The organism is Bradyrhizobium sp. ma5 (assembly GCF_042258955.1).
Lineage (GTDB): Bacteria > Pseudomonadota > Alphaproteobacteria > Rhizobiales > Xanthobacteraceae > Bradyrhizobium.
In genome coordinates, this window is record NZ_CP170156.1 from 2,337,674 (window position 1) to 2,354,629 (window position 16,956).

A 16,956-nucleotide genomic window follows, 5' to 3' on the forward strand; every position below is an offset into this window, starting at 1 on the left:
CATTTTTATGATGGATTGCCAGATCGTATGCTTGTTGCACATCTCGCTCGAAAGAATCTGCGGGTTCGGTGAAGCGCCCGAAAAAGCAATGGAGGAGGATAACCGTGAAAATTATTGGCCCCGATGAACTCGTGTTCGGAGTCGATAGCGTGGACGCGTGCGCTACGTTCATCGCCGATTATGGATTGAAACACCTGGGTGAGAAGGACGGCTCCGGCTTTTATGAGGCCTTGGATGGAACGGGCTTGTCGATCTATCGCAAGGATGAACCTAGCTTGCCACCGCCGCTGCCTACCAACAACATGCTCAGAAAAACGATCTACGGCGTAGAGGATCAGGGAACGCTGGATCAGATCAAGGAAGAATTGAGCAAGGACCGGCAAGTCCAGGTCCAGACAGATGGCACCGTCGAAGCGGTGGACGACCTGGGTTTTGCGCTCGGTTTCCGTATCACGCGGCGGCGCGAGCTGAACCTGCCTCCGGAGCGCATCAATTCTCCTGGCGCAGCTCCTCAGCGAGGCTTCAATGAAATTGGTGCCAACGAGGACGCAGCAGCATTGCCGCGAACCCTGTCGCATGTGGTCTACTTCGTGCCCGATGCGGCGAAGATGGAGGCATTCTACATCAAGCGTCTGGGCTTTACCTTGATGGATCGGTTCACCGGGGGCGGCCCATTTCTCCGCCCGGCATCCAATACGGATCATCACACACTCTTCCTGATCCAAACTCCAGAATACATGAAGGGGCTCGAGCATTTTGCATTCCACATGCAGGGGCCGACCGAATTGATGCTTGCCGGATCGCGCATGGTGAAGAAGGGATATCAATCGTTCTGGGGGCCGGGCCGTCACAAATTCGGTTCCAACTGGTTTTGGTACTTCAACAGCCCCATGGGAACGCACGCCGAATTCGACGCGGACATGGATGTCTTCGACGAGAAGTGGGAAGCGCGCGAACTGCCGATGAAGACCGAGCATTCGCAGATATTCCTGCTGGAGCATCGCGAGAAGTGGGCGCCCGGCGGCTAGGCCCCGGTCGTCCTGATGTGGCGCCGGATTGGATTTCCGGTCCCGCGCTCGTGTTCTTCTGTCCTGACTGCAACCCGCGGCGCGCATTTTCAGGACCTTGCTCCAGGTTTTTGAGGCCAGCGATTTGAGCGTGGACAAAACAAAGGCGCTGACTGACGTGGTGTGCCGCCTGTCGGATTTGAACGATGGACGGGGTTACGGCTTTGATCCCTTCAAGAAGGGGCGCGACACCGTTTTCGTTGTGCGCCGGGGCAATGAGATCCATGCCTATCTGGACATATGCCCCCATTACGGTCGTACGCCGCTGCCTTGGAAGAAGGATGCTTACCTGACCGGCGATGCCCAGCACATCTTCTGCAGCGCGCACGGCGCGATATTCGATATCGAAACCGGCGCCTGCATCTTGGGGCCATGTCTCGGCCAATCGCTGACCTCGGTGCAGGTCGCGATTTCGGACGAGGGAGAGATACGGCTCGTCCTGAGGCCGGACGACAATCTGATCAGCAAGCCTGTTGTGGCCAACTGACGTTCGTCGGCTTGCGGCGACCTACCCACAGACATCGTCCATAGGATTCTTGTCATTCGCGCCAAATTGGTTGATATTGGGCGAATGAGCGAAGCATCTGAGACCCGGCAAACCCCCATCCAAATCCTTCGGAACTACCTGAGGGAACGCGGCTTCGGCCCCAACGCGCAGCTGCCGCCGGAACGTCAGCTGGCCGGAGATCTCAACCTCAGCCGCAGCCGCCTTCGGACCTCCTTGGCCAAGCTCGAGCGCGAGGGGGTGATCTGGAGGCACGTGGGTCAGGGCACGTTCATGAGCGCGCTGCCGGAATTGCAGCGGACGTCCCCGTTCGAAGAGCCGGGCGCTGTCCTGGAAACCAATCCATCCGAGATTCTGGAGGCCAGGCTCGCGCTTGAGCCCCAGATCGCATTCCTGGCGGCACAGCGCGCGACGGGAAGTGATGTCGAACGGATTGGAGAAATACTGGCAAAATCGACGGAAAAGGAGCCCTGGGAGGAGTGGAGGGCGCTCGACAAGGCGTTTCATCTCGCCATTGGAGAGGCCTCCCGGAATCAACTGCTGCTGAAGCTATTGATCACGATCCAGGACAGCCAGACCCAGAGGAATTGGGGCCGGCTATCCGATCTGCCCTCCGCCATGGCGCGCCGCGCTCATATCACGGACGAGCACGACGCGATCTTTCGCGCCATCCAGTCACGCGAGGCGCAGGAAGCTGCCGTTCTCATGCGCCGACATCTCGAGGAAGTACGAAAGGCCCTGCTGGGTCCTTTCGCGCCCATCTAACCCCGAACCTCAGCTCTGACAGTCTTTAGGCCCGCGGCAAACGCTGCGGGTCAATTGCCTGCCATGCGCGGGTCGTCGTCGGTGCGAATTGGGTTATTGACATTTAGTTATTGGTTGAATATTGATTGGATATTGGTTGATATTGGGTGATAAAGGGCGCGCCTGTGACAGCTTCGAATGCGGCGGTGAGCTTCGTCTCGGCTTCAGCGGTTTCGGAAATCCTGGATTGGAAGCAGGTCATCGAAAGCCTGTCCCGGGCCTATTCGGTTCCGCACGGGCCGATGGTCAGTCCGCTTCGGACGGTGGCGCGAAACGGTCGGACCTGGTTGAGAAGCTTGACGGCGATTCCGCCGGGCGCCCGGTTCATGGGAGGCAAGCTGTTCGGCATGGGGCCAAAACCGGCGATCAATTATCTGATCCCTCTGTTCGAGCAGGACACCGGCGAGCTCCGTGCACTCGTTGATGGAGCCTTCATAACCAGTTTCCGGACCGCATCGACTTCGGCGGCGGCGCTTGAGGTGCTTGCGCCTGAGGAGGAGTTGGTTGTCGGCGTCATTGGCAGCGGCCAGGAAGCCGCGGCTCATGCTCGCGCGATCCATGCCATCCGCAAAATCCGTGAACTACGTATCTTCAGCCCCACGCCGGCAAGCAGGGCGCGTTTTGCAAAGACATTCGAGGCGGCTACCGGAGTCAAATGTGTGGCGACGGAAACGGCTGCGGGTGCGGTGAGGCCTGCGACCGTGGTCGTGGCGGCAGCGAGGTCGCGCGATGAGTCGCCAATTCTCTACGGCGACTGGTTGGAGAACTGCCGCGCCGTAGTCTCGGTGGGATCAACCGTTCCCGAACAGCGCGAGATCGATGTTAGCGTGGTCGAGCGTTGCGACCTGATCGTATGCGACGTGCTCGACGAGGTCATGCATGAAACCGGTGACATGCTCGCAGCGAAAGAAGCTGGTATCGGCTTCGTACACAAATGCGTATCGCTCAACGATCTGCTGTGCGGAAAGATCGAGGACAAGGTTGGGAGTGCGCGCCTGCCGATGTTCAAGAGTGTCGGCGCCGGCATTCAGGACATCGTGTGCGCGGAACTTGCTTATGAGCTTGCGAGCAAGGCCCACCGGCTCGTGCCGTTGCCCATCGAATTCTACAGAAAGACGATCTAGCGCGTCGCCGTCAGAACGCGACGCTCCGGGCGCGCAACGCAAAGGGAGGAAGCAAATGGGAATCTATACGAAGAGCGAAACGCGCGCCTGGACGCGGAAGAAGATGGTCGGCGCAGTGAACTGCACCATCCCTTCCTTCACCAAGGATCTGGAAGGCATCAACGAAAAGGCGATCCGTCACGATGTCGCACTCGCCAAGAAGCACGGCTTCGTCGGTTCGCTTGCCATTGGCGAAGTGAATATCACCCTGCCCGAATACATCGAGTTCGTCCGCATCATGAAGGAGGAGGCCGGCAGGGACTTCTACGTCATGCATCATGCGAGCTGGAACACGCTGGAGCAGAACATCGAGGCAGCCCAACTCGCTGAACGGGCGGGGGCAGATTATGTGCTCCTCACCTATCCGGCGAACTTCTACCCGCAATCGGAAGACGAAGTTTACCGCTACACGAAAGCGTTTTGCGATTCGACGAACCTCGGCGTTCTCTTGTTTCCAATGGCGATCTGGGGATTTTCCCGGCTGCATCCGGCGGACATCTCGTCAAGTCTCATTCGCCGCATGTTGGATAGTTGCCCGAATATCGGTGCGATCAAGGCAGAGGGCGGGCATCCCTCGATCATGAGCATCATCGAATGCCACCGGCTCTTCAGCGAAGAGGTCGTGATCTCGATGCCGCTGGAGTGGGACCTGATTCCCCTGTCCCAACTCTTCCCGATCCAGCTCTCGGCGACCTCGGACCATGAATTCTGGGGCCCGCTGATTCCGCAGGTGATGAAGCTGTTGCGCGAAGGCAAGTTCGACGAAGCCACCGAAATCTACTGGCGGATGCATCCGGCGCGCAAGGTCAAGAATCAGATGACTCAAGCTATGACTGGCGCGTTCATGTTGAACCGCATGCAGTGGAAATTCCAGGGCTGGCTCCAAGGCTACAATGGCGGCCCTTTGCGCGCGCCGACGCCGCGGCTGCATGAGAACCACATGATGGCGCTTCGCAACGCGCAAAAAGCCTCGGGCCTCAATCCGAGCGAGGATCCGTTCCACGAATTCTTCATCGGCCGCAACATTGCTTGACCGAGCAAGCAAGATGACGACGATTGCCAGGAAGTATCAATCCGGACGCCACAAGATCCTGATCGGGGATTGGCGCGACGGTGAAACCGGAACCACGATCGAGGTCCGAAACCCCTCGAACGAGGCAGTGATCGCGGAAGTGGCAAACGCCAGTGTGGCCGATGCGCTGGCCGCCGTGGATGCTGCAGCGGCCGCTGCAGCGGCGTGGGCGGGCACGTCGCCTCGTCAAAGAGCCGAAATCCTGCGCAAATGCTTCGAACTGATGGTCCAAGATGAGCGGGAGCTGGCCCGTCTGATCTCTCTAGAGAACGGCAAAGCCTATCCCGACGCTCTGAGCGAGGTGCGTTACGCTGCGGAGTTCTTCCGCTGGTATGGCGAGGAAACACCGCGGGTCATCGGTGAGATGGGCCTCGCGCCTTCCGGGCAGAACCACATTCTTGTGTCCTACGAACCTGTTGGCATCGCGGTGCTGGTGACGCCGTGGAATTTCCCGGCAGCCATGGCGACGCGCAAGATGGCACCGGCACTCGCCGCCGGCTGCACTTGCGTCCTCAAGCCGGCAACGGAAACTCCGCTGACGGCGCTGGCAATCGCCGAGATCATGCGCAAGGCGGGCGTTCCGAAAGGCGCGATCAATGTGATCGTGACCTCGCAATCGGGCAAGTCGGTCGGTGCCATGTTGCACGACCCGCGCGTGCGCACGCTGTCGTTCACCGGTTCGACCGAAGTCGGCCGCGTTCTGTTGAAGGAGGCAGCCGATCAGGTGCTCACCACATCGATGGAGCTCGGTGGCAATGCTCCGTTTCTCGTGTGCCATGACGCCAACCTCAACGCAGCGCTCGATGGCGCCATGGTGGCGAAGATGCGCAACGGGGGAGAAGCCTGCACCGCCGCGAACAGGTTCTACGTGGCGCGCAATCTCTATTCGGATTTCACGGAGGGGTTGGCCAAACGAATGGCCGCGCTCAAGATCGGCGATGGGGTCGACGAGGACACTCAGCTCGGCCCCATGGTGAACGCTGGAGCCGTGGTCAAGATCGATGAGCTTGTGCGGGATGCGGTCGCGCGCGGCGCGCGCGTAATTACCGGTGGATACCGGCTCAATCGGCCGGGTCACTTCTATGCACCCACGGTACTTGCCGACGTGCCGGAAGATGCCGACATCCTGAAAATCGAAATCTTCGGCCCCGTCGCACCTATCGTTCCCTTCGTCGATGAGGCGCGCGCCGTGAAGCTCGCCAACGATACCGAGTTCGGTCTGATTTCCTACGTCTACACCGAGGATCTGAAGCGGGGGTTGCGCCTGTCGGGACAAATGCAGAGCGGCATGGTCGCGCTCAACAGGGGGCTGGCGTCCGATCCTGCGGCGCCCTTCGGTGGCAGCAAGGCAAGCGGTCTGGGTCGCGAAGGCTCGACCGAAGGCATCAAGGAATATCTTGAAACCAAGTACGTCGCGGTCTCGCTGTAACGAGCGATGAGGAGGTGATGACTGTTCAGCGGGCGAGTCGGGTCGAGCTCGGCGACGCCGTTGAAATGGACGTAAGTGGATCGGTGTCCCGCTGAATCGTGCGGGCCAAGAGCAGGATCAACTGCCCGCCGAACACCAGCCCTTCCGTGGAATCGCGTCGGCGGTCCGCGAAGGCGCGGGCCGCCACTTGAAGATGAAAGTAAAAAAAGGAGGAAGAAACATGGCCGCGGTGAAGAAGGTTATCGTCGTGGGTGGCGGAATTGGCGGCTTGACGGTCGCCCATGCGCTTCAGCGGATAGGCGTGTCCGCCAGAGTCATCGAGATGGGGGACAAGCGCGACCGGATTGGCACCGGCATCACGCTGCTTGGCAATGCCTTACGGGCACTCGCCGAATTGGGATTGGTGGAAGCCTGTCTTGAGGGCGGCCACGGCTGGGACGTCGTGTCCGTGCGCGACGCCGCGGGAGCGACCGTGAGCGAGCAATCCTCACCGAGGATCTGGGATCCCGATCGTCCGGCCGCAATGGGGATCATGCGGCCGCGCCTCGGGCAGGTGCTGGAAGATTTTGCGACGAAGAGCGGCGCGAGGATCGACTTCAATACGACGATCATCCGGATTGATCAGGACAACGAGGGGGTGACAGTTCAACTGTCGAACGGCGAGACGGATCGGGCCGACCTCCTGATCGCTGCAGATGGCGTCTATTCCAAAACCCGCCAGAAGATCTTCGGCGAAGAGTTCAAGACGCATTATGCTGGGCAAGGGGTGTGGCGTTACACGGTCCCTCGGACCGAAGCGATCAATGGCTTCGTCATATATCGCGCGCCGACGGGCAGAATGGTGGGCGCGCTGCCGCTATCGAAAGAATTGTGCTATCTCTTCTCCTTGGAAAGCACAGACGAAAAGCTTCGCATCCGGCAAAATCAGGTGTGCGACTATCTCCGTAACCTGCTCGCCCCGTTTACGGCGCCCGAACTGGTCGAGGCTGCCAAGATGATCGGCGAGGACAAGCACATCAGCTACCGCCCGTTTGATGTCTTGATGATGCCTGCGCCCTGGCACCGCGGCCGCGTCGTGCTGCTCGGCGATGCGGCTCATTCGCTGACGCCGCAGATGACATCCGGCGGCGGCATGGCGATTGAGGACGCGCTGGTTCTCTCCCAGGAACTGGATCGGAATGACGATTTGGAGACGGCGCTCGCGGACTATAGCCACCGGCGCGAGCAAAGGGTCAAGCGCGTCTACGATACCGGTTACGCCATTTGCCAAGAAGAGCGCAAACCGGTGCATGGCCGGGAATACGCGATGGGACTTCTTCGCGAAGGCTACGCGTTTCTGGCTTCGCCTGTTTGAGGCCAAGACGGGCGACGCGGGAAAGCAATCGACAGAAGCTGCGGAAAAGAACTCACTTTGATTGGTCGCGGAGTCCCCGTGGAACTCGCATCAGCGCACGAAGTGCGTCTTGGAGGCGATACTGAAATTTGACCGGACGACGGGATGCATCTGCCAGTCGCCCAAGGCAAAAGCTGATCGCCCCAGCCTGCTCAAGCAACAAATGATTAGAGGAGGAATGCATGATGAGACGAGCGGGGTCGTTGCAGGGGTGGATTTTGACCTCTGCTCCCTGGATGACCGTATTTGGAGTGGTTCTACTGTCACCAGTTCTGCCGTTCATGATGAAGGATTTCGCGCATCACCCGAATGCGCAAGTGTTGGTTACGACCGTGCTTGCCGGGCCTGCGGTGATAATCGCGCTCCTTTCCCCCTTCGTTGGAGTTCTGGTGAGGCGATGCGGGCGCAAGAACTCCCTGGTGGCAGCTATCATCGTCTACGCGATCGCCGGGTCTGCCCCTGTATGGCTTGACGACATCTATCAGATCATCGCAAGCCGTATGATCGTCGGTGCCTCAGAGGCAATATTGACCGCGGTCGCAACTGTCTTGACGGTGGACTACTTCTCCGGCCGGGCGCGTGAGCGGTGGCTGGCGCTCCAGTTTGGCTCCGCATCGGTGATCGCGGTGGTCGCGTTCGGCTTGGGGGGCGCCTTGGGCGGGTTGGCATGGGGCTGGCATACGCCGTTTCTTGTCTATGGCTTCATGATTGTGCTGCTGCCGCTTTTCATTTTTTTCCTCTGGGAGCCGGCTAACCCGATCGATCAGTTCACCGAAGCGGCCCAGGGCTCGAAGTCATTTCCTTGGAGGCAGATCGCGCCACTTTGGTTTATGACCATGGTCGCGTCCATCGCCTTCTATGTAGTGCCGGTCCAGCTCAGCTTCATGCTCAATTCTCGTGGACTTACGACTCCCGAAAGTATCGGTCTCGCGAGCGCAATCGCCAACCTCGGCGTTCCGCTCGGGTCCTTCCTTTTCCAGGCTTTAGCGCGCCAACCCGTGATGCGTATGCTGACCTGTGGCTGGGTGTTGCTCGCAGGCGGATTTGGGATCGTTTCGGCGGCTGCGACTCCGCAAGTCACAGTTGTTGGCGCGTTCATCGCGTGCGTCGGCGGAGGCCTCATTATCCCGCTCCATCTGACCTGGATCATGTCCAGGCTTCCTTTCGAACAGCGCGGGTTGGGTTCCGGCGGGTTCGCAGGCGCGTTCTATATCGGGCAGTTCTTCAGCCCGATCATGGCTGGCATCCTTGCAACGGGAGCAGGTGGGCTCGACGCTGCCGTCGGCATACTGGGATGGGTCGCCGGCGCGGCCGCGCTCATCGTTCTTGTCTGCAGCCTGACACCGTTCGGTGGGGACATCAGGCTAGAACTGGCAGAAGCAAAGTAGGGCGTTGGTGAATGAACTCGCGGGCATTGATCGATCACTCCCATTCGCGATCGGTGGAAGCCGATCATGCCCGCTGCTGTCCGCGTATTTCGTGCGCCTCGTCACCGTGGAGCAGGACGTCTGCGAAGCATAGCATGGCATGAGCGTCACTAAGCGCTCGTTTTCGAGGGTGACGTAGCCGATGTTGATGATCGCGCGTCAAATCAGAATTGGGAGCAGCATGATCTCGCGGCGCGATCAGGAGTGGCCATTTCGACAATACGCCGGCTCGAAGGCTTCAAGGATGCGCCGTTGGGCGCACATGTCGAGACTCTCACGAAGATACGTCGAGCATTCGAAGCGGGCGGAATCGAGTTTCTAGACAGCCCAGGTCCGGGGGTGAGACTTCTGCCGGACCATCAATGAAGAAGCCGTCAGATTGACGCGGCCGCAGAGCCCAACCGCGCGATTTAACGCGTGGGGCCTAGCTGCCGTAGCAATTGTCTGTATTGGGGCGCCAGCACTCACCTCTGTCGTCGCTTACTGTGGACAGTCACATGATCATGTGATCGATACCCGAGCCCGATACGGTCTAGTGTCGATCGAGTGGATGCCCCCATTCTTTGCTAGAACCTCCCGGGCCCTCTCTTGAGAGCTGGACCTACTCGGAGGGCTTCTTTGGAAGCCCTCCGTTTTTCGTCGTGGCGTTCTCGTTCGCAGAGATGATATCACTTCAACAATCTCAGTCGGTACTGGACGGAGGCGCAGACGACGCTACGCGCAACAAGGCCCAGCCTTCGCAGGCGATGCAGCCTATTTGAAGAATGCTGGCCGCCGGTCTGTAGCCGGAGGATCCGGTGCCCACAGCCGGAAACTGAGATTGCAGAATACTTTCCATCCTTGAGTGAAGGTCGCTGAGTCGCGTCCTCCCCGCGGGGTACCGCCTGACGCATCAACGTTGAACTCCTGGAAGGCCCACACCTTCAGGACGGCCCCGCCGAAGTCGTAGCCCACGAGCCCGCCTGCGGCCCAAGCGTTATATCGGTTGGTGTTGATGGTTCCGCCGTAGAAGGCGCTCGACTTGTCAGCGGTAATCTGACCGACATAGTATCCAACCGGGCCGACCGTCCACTTTTCGAGCTGCTTGGTGGCGGCAAATTCGGCGTGCAGGATTTGTCCTGTCTGATATTGCGTAATTTCATTCTTCGTATTTATTTCGTCCGAGAAGGCGGCGGTGATGTTCCAGCCATCTTTCAAATACGAAACAAGCAGTTCGGGTTGGTATATCCACCAGGGATTGCCCACGCTGCTCAAACCGGCGGGGCCGGGGGTGTCACCGGTCGGCACATGCATGCCGAGACCCGTCTTAACGAAGAATCCGCTGTCGCCCAGCTTCCAGCTAAGCTCCCCCGGCACGATGTACGTATTCTTGAGGCCCGCCTTCGAAACGTTTATCGGCGCACCGAAATCTGACTCGACTACCGGCTGAACGATCACCGCGTCGTACTTCGCACCGAGAAATTCCCAGCCAGGAACCCACAACATGCCGAGAGCGGTCGACGTTATGCGGGCGGTCGTTTGGTTTCCGTTGATAACCGGAGCTCCTGGACCGACAACATTCGCCTGATAGGTAAAGGTTTGACTGAAACCGTACAGACCCGGACCCGGTATTCCGGCCGACGCGTTGCCGATAGTGATTCCAGGCATAGTCGCTGCACCGGCGTATCCTGCTTCGTAAGCTTGACCAGGCAAACAAGAGGCTAGGAGTGATCCGGCAGCAAACAGCGCCCCGGCGGCATTCCAACCAAGTTGTTGACGAAATCTCCTCTCACGCAGAGCGACTGTGATCTGCGATGACGTCGCAAAGCCATAGCGCTTCAATGCAAAAGTAGGACGTAGCGCCTTCGGTCGCGTCATGTTTCCCCCTTATTCAATCGTTTGATCGGTCGGCAATAGAGAACTGTATCAGGAGGCGGCCGACGCTTCTGTCCCATGTCGATGTGACGAGAAGAGTGTCTTCGTTCGACGCAGCTGCAGTCCAGTAAGCAGGCCAGATCGCGCACGCGTGGATAGCGGCCGCTCTCCTCGCGTCGCTGCCGGAATTGCCGACCGGTCACACAGCTCTTCGCTGCCCTTGTCGTGGGCGGCGGACCGTACAGCAAACCGGGGAGCCATCGTTGAAAGTCGACGGTTCATGGCGCGATAGGCAGGAGCGGAACGTACCTTCGCAATTCGCTTGCCCGCAGTATTCTCGAGCCGGTTCTATTCTGGCTCGACAAGCCCGAAGGTGGCGCGGCGATCTCGAATTGCAGGCCTATTCTTTACTCGCTTCAGATCTCGACGTGCTCAATAGATGCGACTCTGCGGTAGGAGTTTGTGGCGACCGTTCCTCCTTCCAACGATGGACGACCGGCAAGTGTACGTCGAATAGGTCGAGCGCGCGTCCCACTGTTTGGTTAATGACGTCGTCCAGAGTCTTGGGGCGATGATAGAATGCGGGAACGGGAGGCATAACGATGGCTCCGTTTCGGTTGGCCTGTTCGATGAGCGAGACGTGGCCGGCGTGGAGGGGAGTCTCGCGAAACAGTAGTACGACCCGGCGACGCTCCTTCAGGCACACGTCCGCCGCCCGCACGATGAGGCCGTCATCGTATGAATGTGCGATCCCGCTCAGGGTCTTGACGGAGCAAGGAGCGATGAGCATGCCAAGCGTGCGAAATGATCCAGACGAAATGGAAGCTCCGATGTCCTTGTAATTGTGGCAGACGTCAGCGAGAGTCTTGATCTGCTCAACCGAGAAATCGGTCTCGTCAGAGATGGTGCGAGCGGCAGAAGGGCTCATGATAAGATGAGTTTCGAAGTCCGGCAGGTCCCGGAGGAACTCCAATGCCCTGATTCCGAATATGGATCCGGATGCTCCCGTGATCGCGACTATGAGTCGATTTTTCATAACGGATTGTTTCCGACACGCAAGGCGGTGCGAGCGATGAGTTCGACGTCTCCGGCGGACTGCGGAGCGTCGTCGCTGAAGTGCGCGAAGACGGCGGATACGTTTTCAGGAACTGCGGTTTCGGGGGCAATCTCGGTACTCTCCGCGGTGCCAAAATCTCCCAAGATACGGAGCGCGATAAATTCGCTATCGAGTTCCGCGGCGCTCACTTTTTCACGCAATTGCGTCCGTTCCTCCGGCTTCACTTGCCCGAATGGCTCCTTCAGGCGTCTGCGGACCGCACGCAATGGCGCGATGATCTCCGATCGCCAGCGCGCCACCGCATCCGACGAAGCAGCTATGTCTGCCGGGGACAATCGATAACCGCGAGTTCCGGCCCATGCAGCCATGAGAAGCACCGTGACATCGATGCTGTGTTGATCTTGCCAAGCGAGGCATAGCGGCGCGATACCTTCCTGGCTGTACAGGTCTAACGCAAACTGCTGAAGTGACTTTTCTTCCATCCGAACCTTGCTTGGCAGAGGAGCCACATCGGCGGCCGGAGGAGCCGGCCAGTTAGGAGACGACGGGGCGCGAAGGGCCAAGGCGGCTTCGTTGGCCTCAGATTTTGTTGGATCTTCCCTCCCAGAAGGTTTCCCGCAGTCGTCGTTTGGCGATCTTACCAGGACCGGTCCTCGGAAGCGGCTCCGGGGTGAACGATATCGACTTCGGAATCTTGTACCCCGCGAGCTTGCCTCGACACCATTCCACTATCTGCCGGGCGTCCAATTCTGTACCTCTGCGAGCGTGGATGATGGCGTGAACCTGCTCGCCCCACTTTTCGCTTGGTATGCCGATAACGGCGACTTCGGCCACTTGTGGGTGGGACGAAAGTAGACTTTCGACTTCGGCCGAGTACACGTTTTCTCCGCCCGAAATGATCATATCCTTTTTCCTGTCGACAATGGTCAGATTGTCATCGGAATCGAGGTATCCGAGGTCTCCCGTGTAGTAGGTGCCATCCACTAACACTCTCTGAGTCTCTGCTTCGTTCGACCAGTAGCCCTTCATCACGCGCGGGCCCCTCACGACGATCTCTCCAACATCGCCGACGCCGAGCGCGCGCCCGTTGTCGTCGCGAATCTCCAGCCTGATGCTCGGGACTCGCTGCCCGGCCGAACGCGCGCGCAGCAGAGCTTCCGCTCTCGAGCTCGGACGAAGGACCGTAGTGATGCCGGACGTTTCGGTGATGCCGTAGCCATGCACGAGGTCGAACGGCAGTTTATCCAGCGCCTGTCTCAACACGGCTTCGGGCATCGGCGAGCCTCCGTAGATCGCGAGGCGCATGCTTGAAATATCGAAATCCGCGAGCCGACCATGATTGGCAATCATCCCGATCAAGGTGGGGGGTAGACCCGAGGCTGTCGCTTTGGTCTGCTCAATGAAGCGGAGCACCGTGTCGGGATCGAAATGGACCACCGACTGGCGAGCCCCCATCAGAGGAACAGCCCAGACAGACCAGGCATCGACCAGGTGAAATAATGGTGCAGTATGCAGCCAATTGTCTCGATGCGTGAGGCCGAGCCCGACTATTGCATCCACCATACTGTAGGCCATGTTGTCATAGGTCAGGCAGACGCCTTTAGGATGTCCCGTAGTGCCGCTCGTATAGTAGATTTGAGCAAGGTCCGATGGATCGATCGGCGGGTAGGGGTTGAGTTGAGGGGCGGCGGCAAGGATTGTTTCGTAATCGAGAACGCGTGACGGTAGAGAGCGGGCTCCGTAGCAGAACAAGAGTTCGAGCGTCGGCAGGCGGTCGCGGATTGACGTCGCGAGATCGACGAAGGGGTGGGAGACGACCAGGGCCCTAGCTTCGCAGTCGCGCAGAATGAATTCGATTTCTGGCGGCGATAGACGGGAATTCAGCGGAACCAGAGTGATACCGCTCTGGGCCGTGGCATAATAGACCTCAAGATACTGCCGGGAATTGACGTCGAGGATTGCGACCCGATCGCCGCGTCCGAGGCCCGATTGCGCGAACGCGGATGAGAGTGCATCTACGCGAGAGCCAAGTCGCTCGTATGTGATCCACCCGTCCTCATCAGCAACTGCTTCCTGGCCTCCGTACAGGCGGCGCGCCCTCGATAAAACCGCTCCGATCGGCAACATCGAAATTCCTCCTGTAATTTCTATGCCTTCAGGCGGGCTTCCGCTGTCTGAATGGCATTACGTCCCTGGGGCAGCTCGGGCGAGCCGAGGCTAACAATTCGCCCTGGGTTGGAGAGCTCCTCAGGCCCCCTCTCTCAGTTGGTAGAGTCCTTCGGGAGTTCGCGAGAGTCGACCGGAGCTACGGATCTCATCGAGCTCGACGGCAGTGTCTCTACCGTCGCGGCTTCCAGTGGCTTCCATCAGTTCTCGGAAATGTTTCGGGCCGGATTGAAGCGCCGCGACGACACTGGTCTTCGATACGTTGGCCAGAGTGGGCGCTTCTGGCACCGAGAATGCGGGGTTCTTCTGCCATCCCATCGGGAATGTAAGATCGAAACCGGCCTTCGCACCCATGTTCGATCCCAGCAGGGATGGGTCGAGGGGAATGGTCCGAAAGCCAGATGCGATGACAAGGTCGCGATCGGCTTGAAAACGGGTCGCGAGCGCCCAGTCCATCTGCTCATCCGAGAAGATGTTCACGTCCTCATCGACGATGAAAACGTGCTTAACGTCAGCCTTTGATGCGAAGATCGAGGCAATAGCGTTCCTCACTTCTCCGGGATAGCGCTGTCTCATCGAAACGCGAACATTGTGCATGCCGCCGGTTGACCCCGGGCAATATACGGCCAAAGGCTCGCGGATCGCGCCTTGAAGGGCTCCCCACATCGTCAGCTCTGTACGCAGAGAAACGAGCTGAGCCGTATCGGTCTGCCCGAGCGCACGTCCGCTTATCGTGGCGGTCTGGAAGAGGGCATCGCGACGCATCGTGATGGCGGTCAGGTGGAAAACCGGATTCATCTTCACGTGCCCGTAGTAGCCGAGATACTCTCCGTATGGCCCTTCGGCCTCGCGCCAGCCATGCTCGTCGAGAAAGCCTTCCAGGACGATCTCCGCGTCCGCCGGGACCATCAGGTCGTTCGTGCGGCATTTCACCAACGGCACGGGAGCGCTTCGCAGCGCTCCCATGAGTGCGATCTCATCCTGTGCGGGCGTCATGGCGACGGACGCGATTCCGTCGGCCGGATGTGAGCCAATAACGAACGCCACCGGCATGGGTTGTTTCTTCTCTACAAAGCTGGCGTATCCGACCCGCATGTCGCTCGGTGCGATCAGGTCGATGCCCGCCTCCTTGCGGCCGCGCATCATCAAGCGGCGATAGCCGATGTTCCGTCGGCTGCCGGTGACGTCCAGCGATATGTCGATGCCCGCCGAAATGTAAGGACCACCATCGAGTGCATGTTGGAGATGTATCGGAAGACGCGTCAAATCAGCGTCGTCGCCGGTCAGCACCAAATCCTGCACCGGCGCGTCCGTCTGAGGAACTTCAATAGGGGCGATCGGCGTCTCAAGTCTCTTCATCACCGTGGCGAGCAACTCCTGCTCGCCGACGCCGAACGCCGCAGCCAAGCGTCGACGACTGCCCATGACGTTGCCAACCAATTCGGCGCCTTCCGGGCCCACGGACCTGAAGAGAACCGCCTTCGGGTTTCCGTCGAGACGGGGAGCGATATCGATCAGCTCCACATTCTTCTCGATGATCTCCACTTCGCCGATTTCGGACAGCTGTTCAATAAAGCTGCGCAAGCGGAAGCGGTCGCTTGGCCGAGTTGTTTTTACGCCGTCCGAGTTTGTCTGTCCCGCCATGGCTCCCTCCTGCTTTTCTGTTCGCAGCTCCACGACCCACGTATTCGTGCCGCGGCACTTTTTAGTCCGAGCGAGTTCTTCGACCCCCGCGCAGGCAATCTAGGCTCATATGCATTGAATTTGCAAGAACATCATTACATATGAAATTAGTTTTTGCCATGGAATTGCGGGGTGGGGCATGGACGGGCCCTGGTGTTGGCGAAGGGCTGCCGGCTCCAGGAGAAGCAAAAAATGGATGATTTGTGACGAGCAAGCGGGCGAGAAAGTTTGCATTTGGAAGAAGTCGGGCAGAAGGAAGACGATGAAGCCTTGCAACATGATAGTTTCATATGTAAGGATATTCGTGGAAGGGAGAGAAGCTGAACGGCTGCGCAAGGGGTTAAGTGGCGATGCCCCTTTCTTGGTTGCCGGCCTGTTCCTTGGTGCGCGCAACCCAGCGGCCAGGAGCGGGCTCGGCGGCGCGACTGATCTTTTGGGCGCCTTTCAGGCGGCGTGCCCTTACCGTGAGACCAACATCCGAGGACAAGCAGATGACCAAAATGACGAGCGAAGGCCTTCCCGCAGGCTTTCTGGAGCAATTGCCGAATTTCAAGCGCATCAGTTTCGCCGCGGATTCCGATGGGGTCGGCCTCTTGACCCTGCGGAGGTCCGACAAACTCAATGCGTTCGACGAGTTGATGCTGCGCGAGATCCGACAGGTTGTTTGGCAGGCTAACTTCAATGATAAGATCAAGGTGCTGATGATCGTTGGCGACGGCCGGGCGTTTTGCGCCGGTCGCGACATCATGGGGCTTGACTACGAGAACAATCTGTCCACCGCCGGGTACAGGGCTTACGTCCGGGCAAACCACGAGGCCTTTGATGATATCGAGGCGCTTGAGAAGCCCGTGATCGCCGTGATCAACGGTATTTGCGCCGGCGGCGGAGTCGAACTCGCGATCGCCTGCGATTTCCGGATAGCGTCCGAAAAGGCCGAATTTCTTCTGCCTGAAAACCAGTTGGGAGTCATCCCCGCATCCGGCGCGTGTTCGCGTATGATCCAAATGATCGGCATCGGTCGATTGAAGGAGATGATCATGGCCGTGCAGCCGGTCGACGGCGTCAAGGCCGAGCGGATAGGGCTTGTCAACCAGGTCGTGCCGGCAGGTCAGTTGTTGGACGCGGCCTACGCATTTGCTCGGAGTTTGGTCTCCTTGGCACCTCAGGCGGTTGGGATGGCAAAGCACATCATAAACACGTGCCAGAACGTCGACACGGAGACGGGGCGACTACTGGAGCGACTCGGACAATCGGTCCTCATCCGAACGCAAGACAACAAGGAAGGAATGAGCGCGTTCAAGGAGAAGCGCCGTCCGAAGTTCAACGGAAACTAGCG

General features: G+C 59.1%; 14 protein-coding genes. 9 read left to right on the forward strand and 5 right to left on the reverse strand.

What is annotated here, in order from left to right:
• The first annotated feature begins 104 nt into the window (after positions 1–104).
• The 8 genes from ACE103_RS10825 (at position 105) to ACE103_RS10860 (ending at position 8,821) form a co-directional block, all read left to right on the forward strand.
• Positions 105–1,028 carry a VOC family protein gene (locus ACE103_RS10825; RefSeq protein WP_375779384.1) on the forward strand — a complete coding sequence of 308 codons (924 nt, stop codon included), beginning with the start codon at positions 105–107 and terminating at the stop codon, positions 1,026–1,028.
• 130 nt (positions 1,029–1,158) lie between these two features.
• Positions 1,159–1,554: a Rieske (2Fe-2S) protein gene (locus ACE103_RS10830; RefSeq protein WP_375779385.1), complete on the forward strand. Its 396-nt coding sequence runs from the start codon at positions 1,159–1,161 to the stop codon at positions 1,552–1,554.
• Positions 1,555–1,638: 84 nt separating this feature from the next.
• Entirely contained in the window at positions 1,639–2,337 is a 699-nt protein-coding gene (locus tag ACE103_RS10835) for a FadR/GntR family transcriptional regulator (RefSeq protein ID WP_375779386.1), read from the forward strand.
• A 185-nt stretch (positions 2,338–2,522) separates the two neighbouring features.
• Positions 2,523–3,500 carry an ornithine cyclodeaminase family protein gene (locus ACE103_RS10840; RefSeq protein ID WP_375779387.1) on the forward strand — a complete coding sequence of 326 codons (978 nt, stop codon included), beginning with the start codon at positions 2,523–2,525 and terminating at the stop codon, positions 3,498–3,500.
• A 103-nt stretch (positions 3,501–3,603) separates the two neighbouring features.
• The gene (locus ACE103_RS10845) at positions 3,604–4,572 is read left to right on the forward strand and encodes a dihydrodipicolinate synthase family protein (protein ID WP_375779388.1); all 969 of its coding nucleotides are present in this window, start codon (positions 3,604–3,606) and stop codon (positions 4,570–4,572) included.
• 13 nt (positions 4,573–4,585) lie between these two features.
• Positions 4,586–6,040 (forward strand): NAD-dependent succinate-semialdehyde dehydrogenase, encoded by a 1,455-nt coding sequence (locus ACE103_RS10850; protein ID WP_375779389.1) that lies wholly within the window; start codon positions 4,586–4,588, stop codon positions 6,038–6,040.
• 220 nt (positions 6,041–6,260) lie between these two features.
• Complete coding sequence (locus ACE103_RS10855) at positions 6,261–7,394, forward strand: FAD-dependent oxidoreductase (RefSeq protein ID WP_375779390.1); 1,134 nt, start codon at positions 6,261–6,263, stop codon at positions 7,392–7,394.
• Positions 7,395–7,615: 221 nt separating this feature from the next.
• Positions 7,616–8,821 carry an MFS transporter gene (locus tag ACE103_RS10860; RefSeq protein WP_375779391.1) on the forward strand — a complete coding sequence of 402 codons (1,206 nt, stop codon included), beginning with the start codon at positions 7,616–7,618 and terminating at the stop codon, positions 8,819–8,821.
• 792 nt (positions 8,822–9,613) lie between these two features.
• Here ACE103_RS10860 and ACE103_RS10865 read toward each other — a convergent pair.
• The 5 genes from ACE103_RS10865 to ACE103_RS10885 all read right to left on the reverse strand — a co-directional run bounded on the left by ACE103_RS10865 (position 9,614) and on the right by ACE103_RS10885 (position 15,581).
• Positions 9,614–10,717, reverse strand: coding sequence for a transporter (locus ACE103_RS10865; RefSeq protein WP_375779392.1), 1,104 nt, complete (start codon positions 10,715–10,717; stop codon positions 9,614–9,616).
• 397 nt (positions 10,718–11,114) lie between these two features.
• Positions 11,115–11,750: a UbiX family flavin prenyltransferase gene (locus ACE103_RS10870; protein ID WP_375779393.1), complete on the reverse strand. Its 636-nt coding sequence runs from the start codon at positions 11,748–11,750 to the stop codon at positions 11,115–11,117.
• On the reverse strand, positions 11,747–12,253 hold the full coding sequence (locus tag ACE103_RS10875) for a TIGR02444 family protein (protein WP_375779394.1): 507 nt from the start codon (positions 12,251–12,253) through the stop codon (positions 11,747–11,749). The genes ACE103_RS10870 and ACE103_RS10875 overlap by 4 nt, the downstream gene beginning before the upstream one ends.
• A 97-nt stretch (positions 12,254–12,350) precedes the next feature.
• On the reverse strand, positions 12,351–13,898 hold the full coding sequence (locus tag ACE103_RS10880) for a long-chain-fatty-acid--CoA ligase (RefSeq protein WP_375779395.1): 1,548 nt from the start codon (positions 13,896–13,898) through the stop codon (positions 12,351–12,353).
• Positions 13,899–14,018: 120 nt separating this feature from the next.
• Positions 14,019–15,581: a UbiD family decarboxylase gene (locus ACE103_RS10885; RefSeq protein ID WP_375779396.1), complete on the reverse strand. Its 1,563-nt coding sequence runs from the start codon at positions 15,579–15,581 to the stop codon at positions 14,019–14,021.
• Between the two features lie 530 nt (positions 15,582–16,111).
• On the opposite strand from ACE103_RS10885, the gene ACE103_RS10890 reads away from it, so the two are divergent.
• Positions 16,112–16,954 (forward strand): enoyl-CoA hydratase/isomerase family protein, encoded by an 843-nt coding sequence (locus tag ACE103_RS10890; protein ID WP_375779397.1) that lies wholly within the window; start codon positions 16,112–16,114, stop codon positions 16,952–16,954.
• The last annotated feature ends 2 nt before the right edge of the window (positions 16,955–16,956 follow it).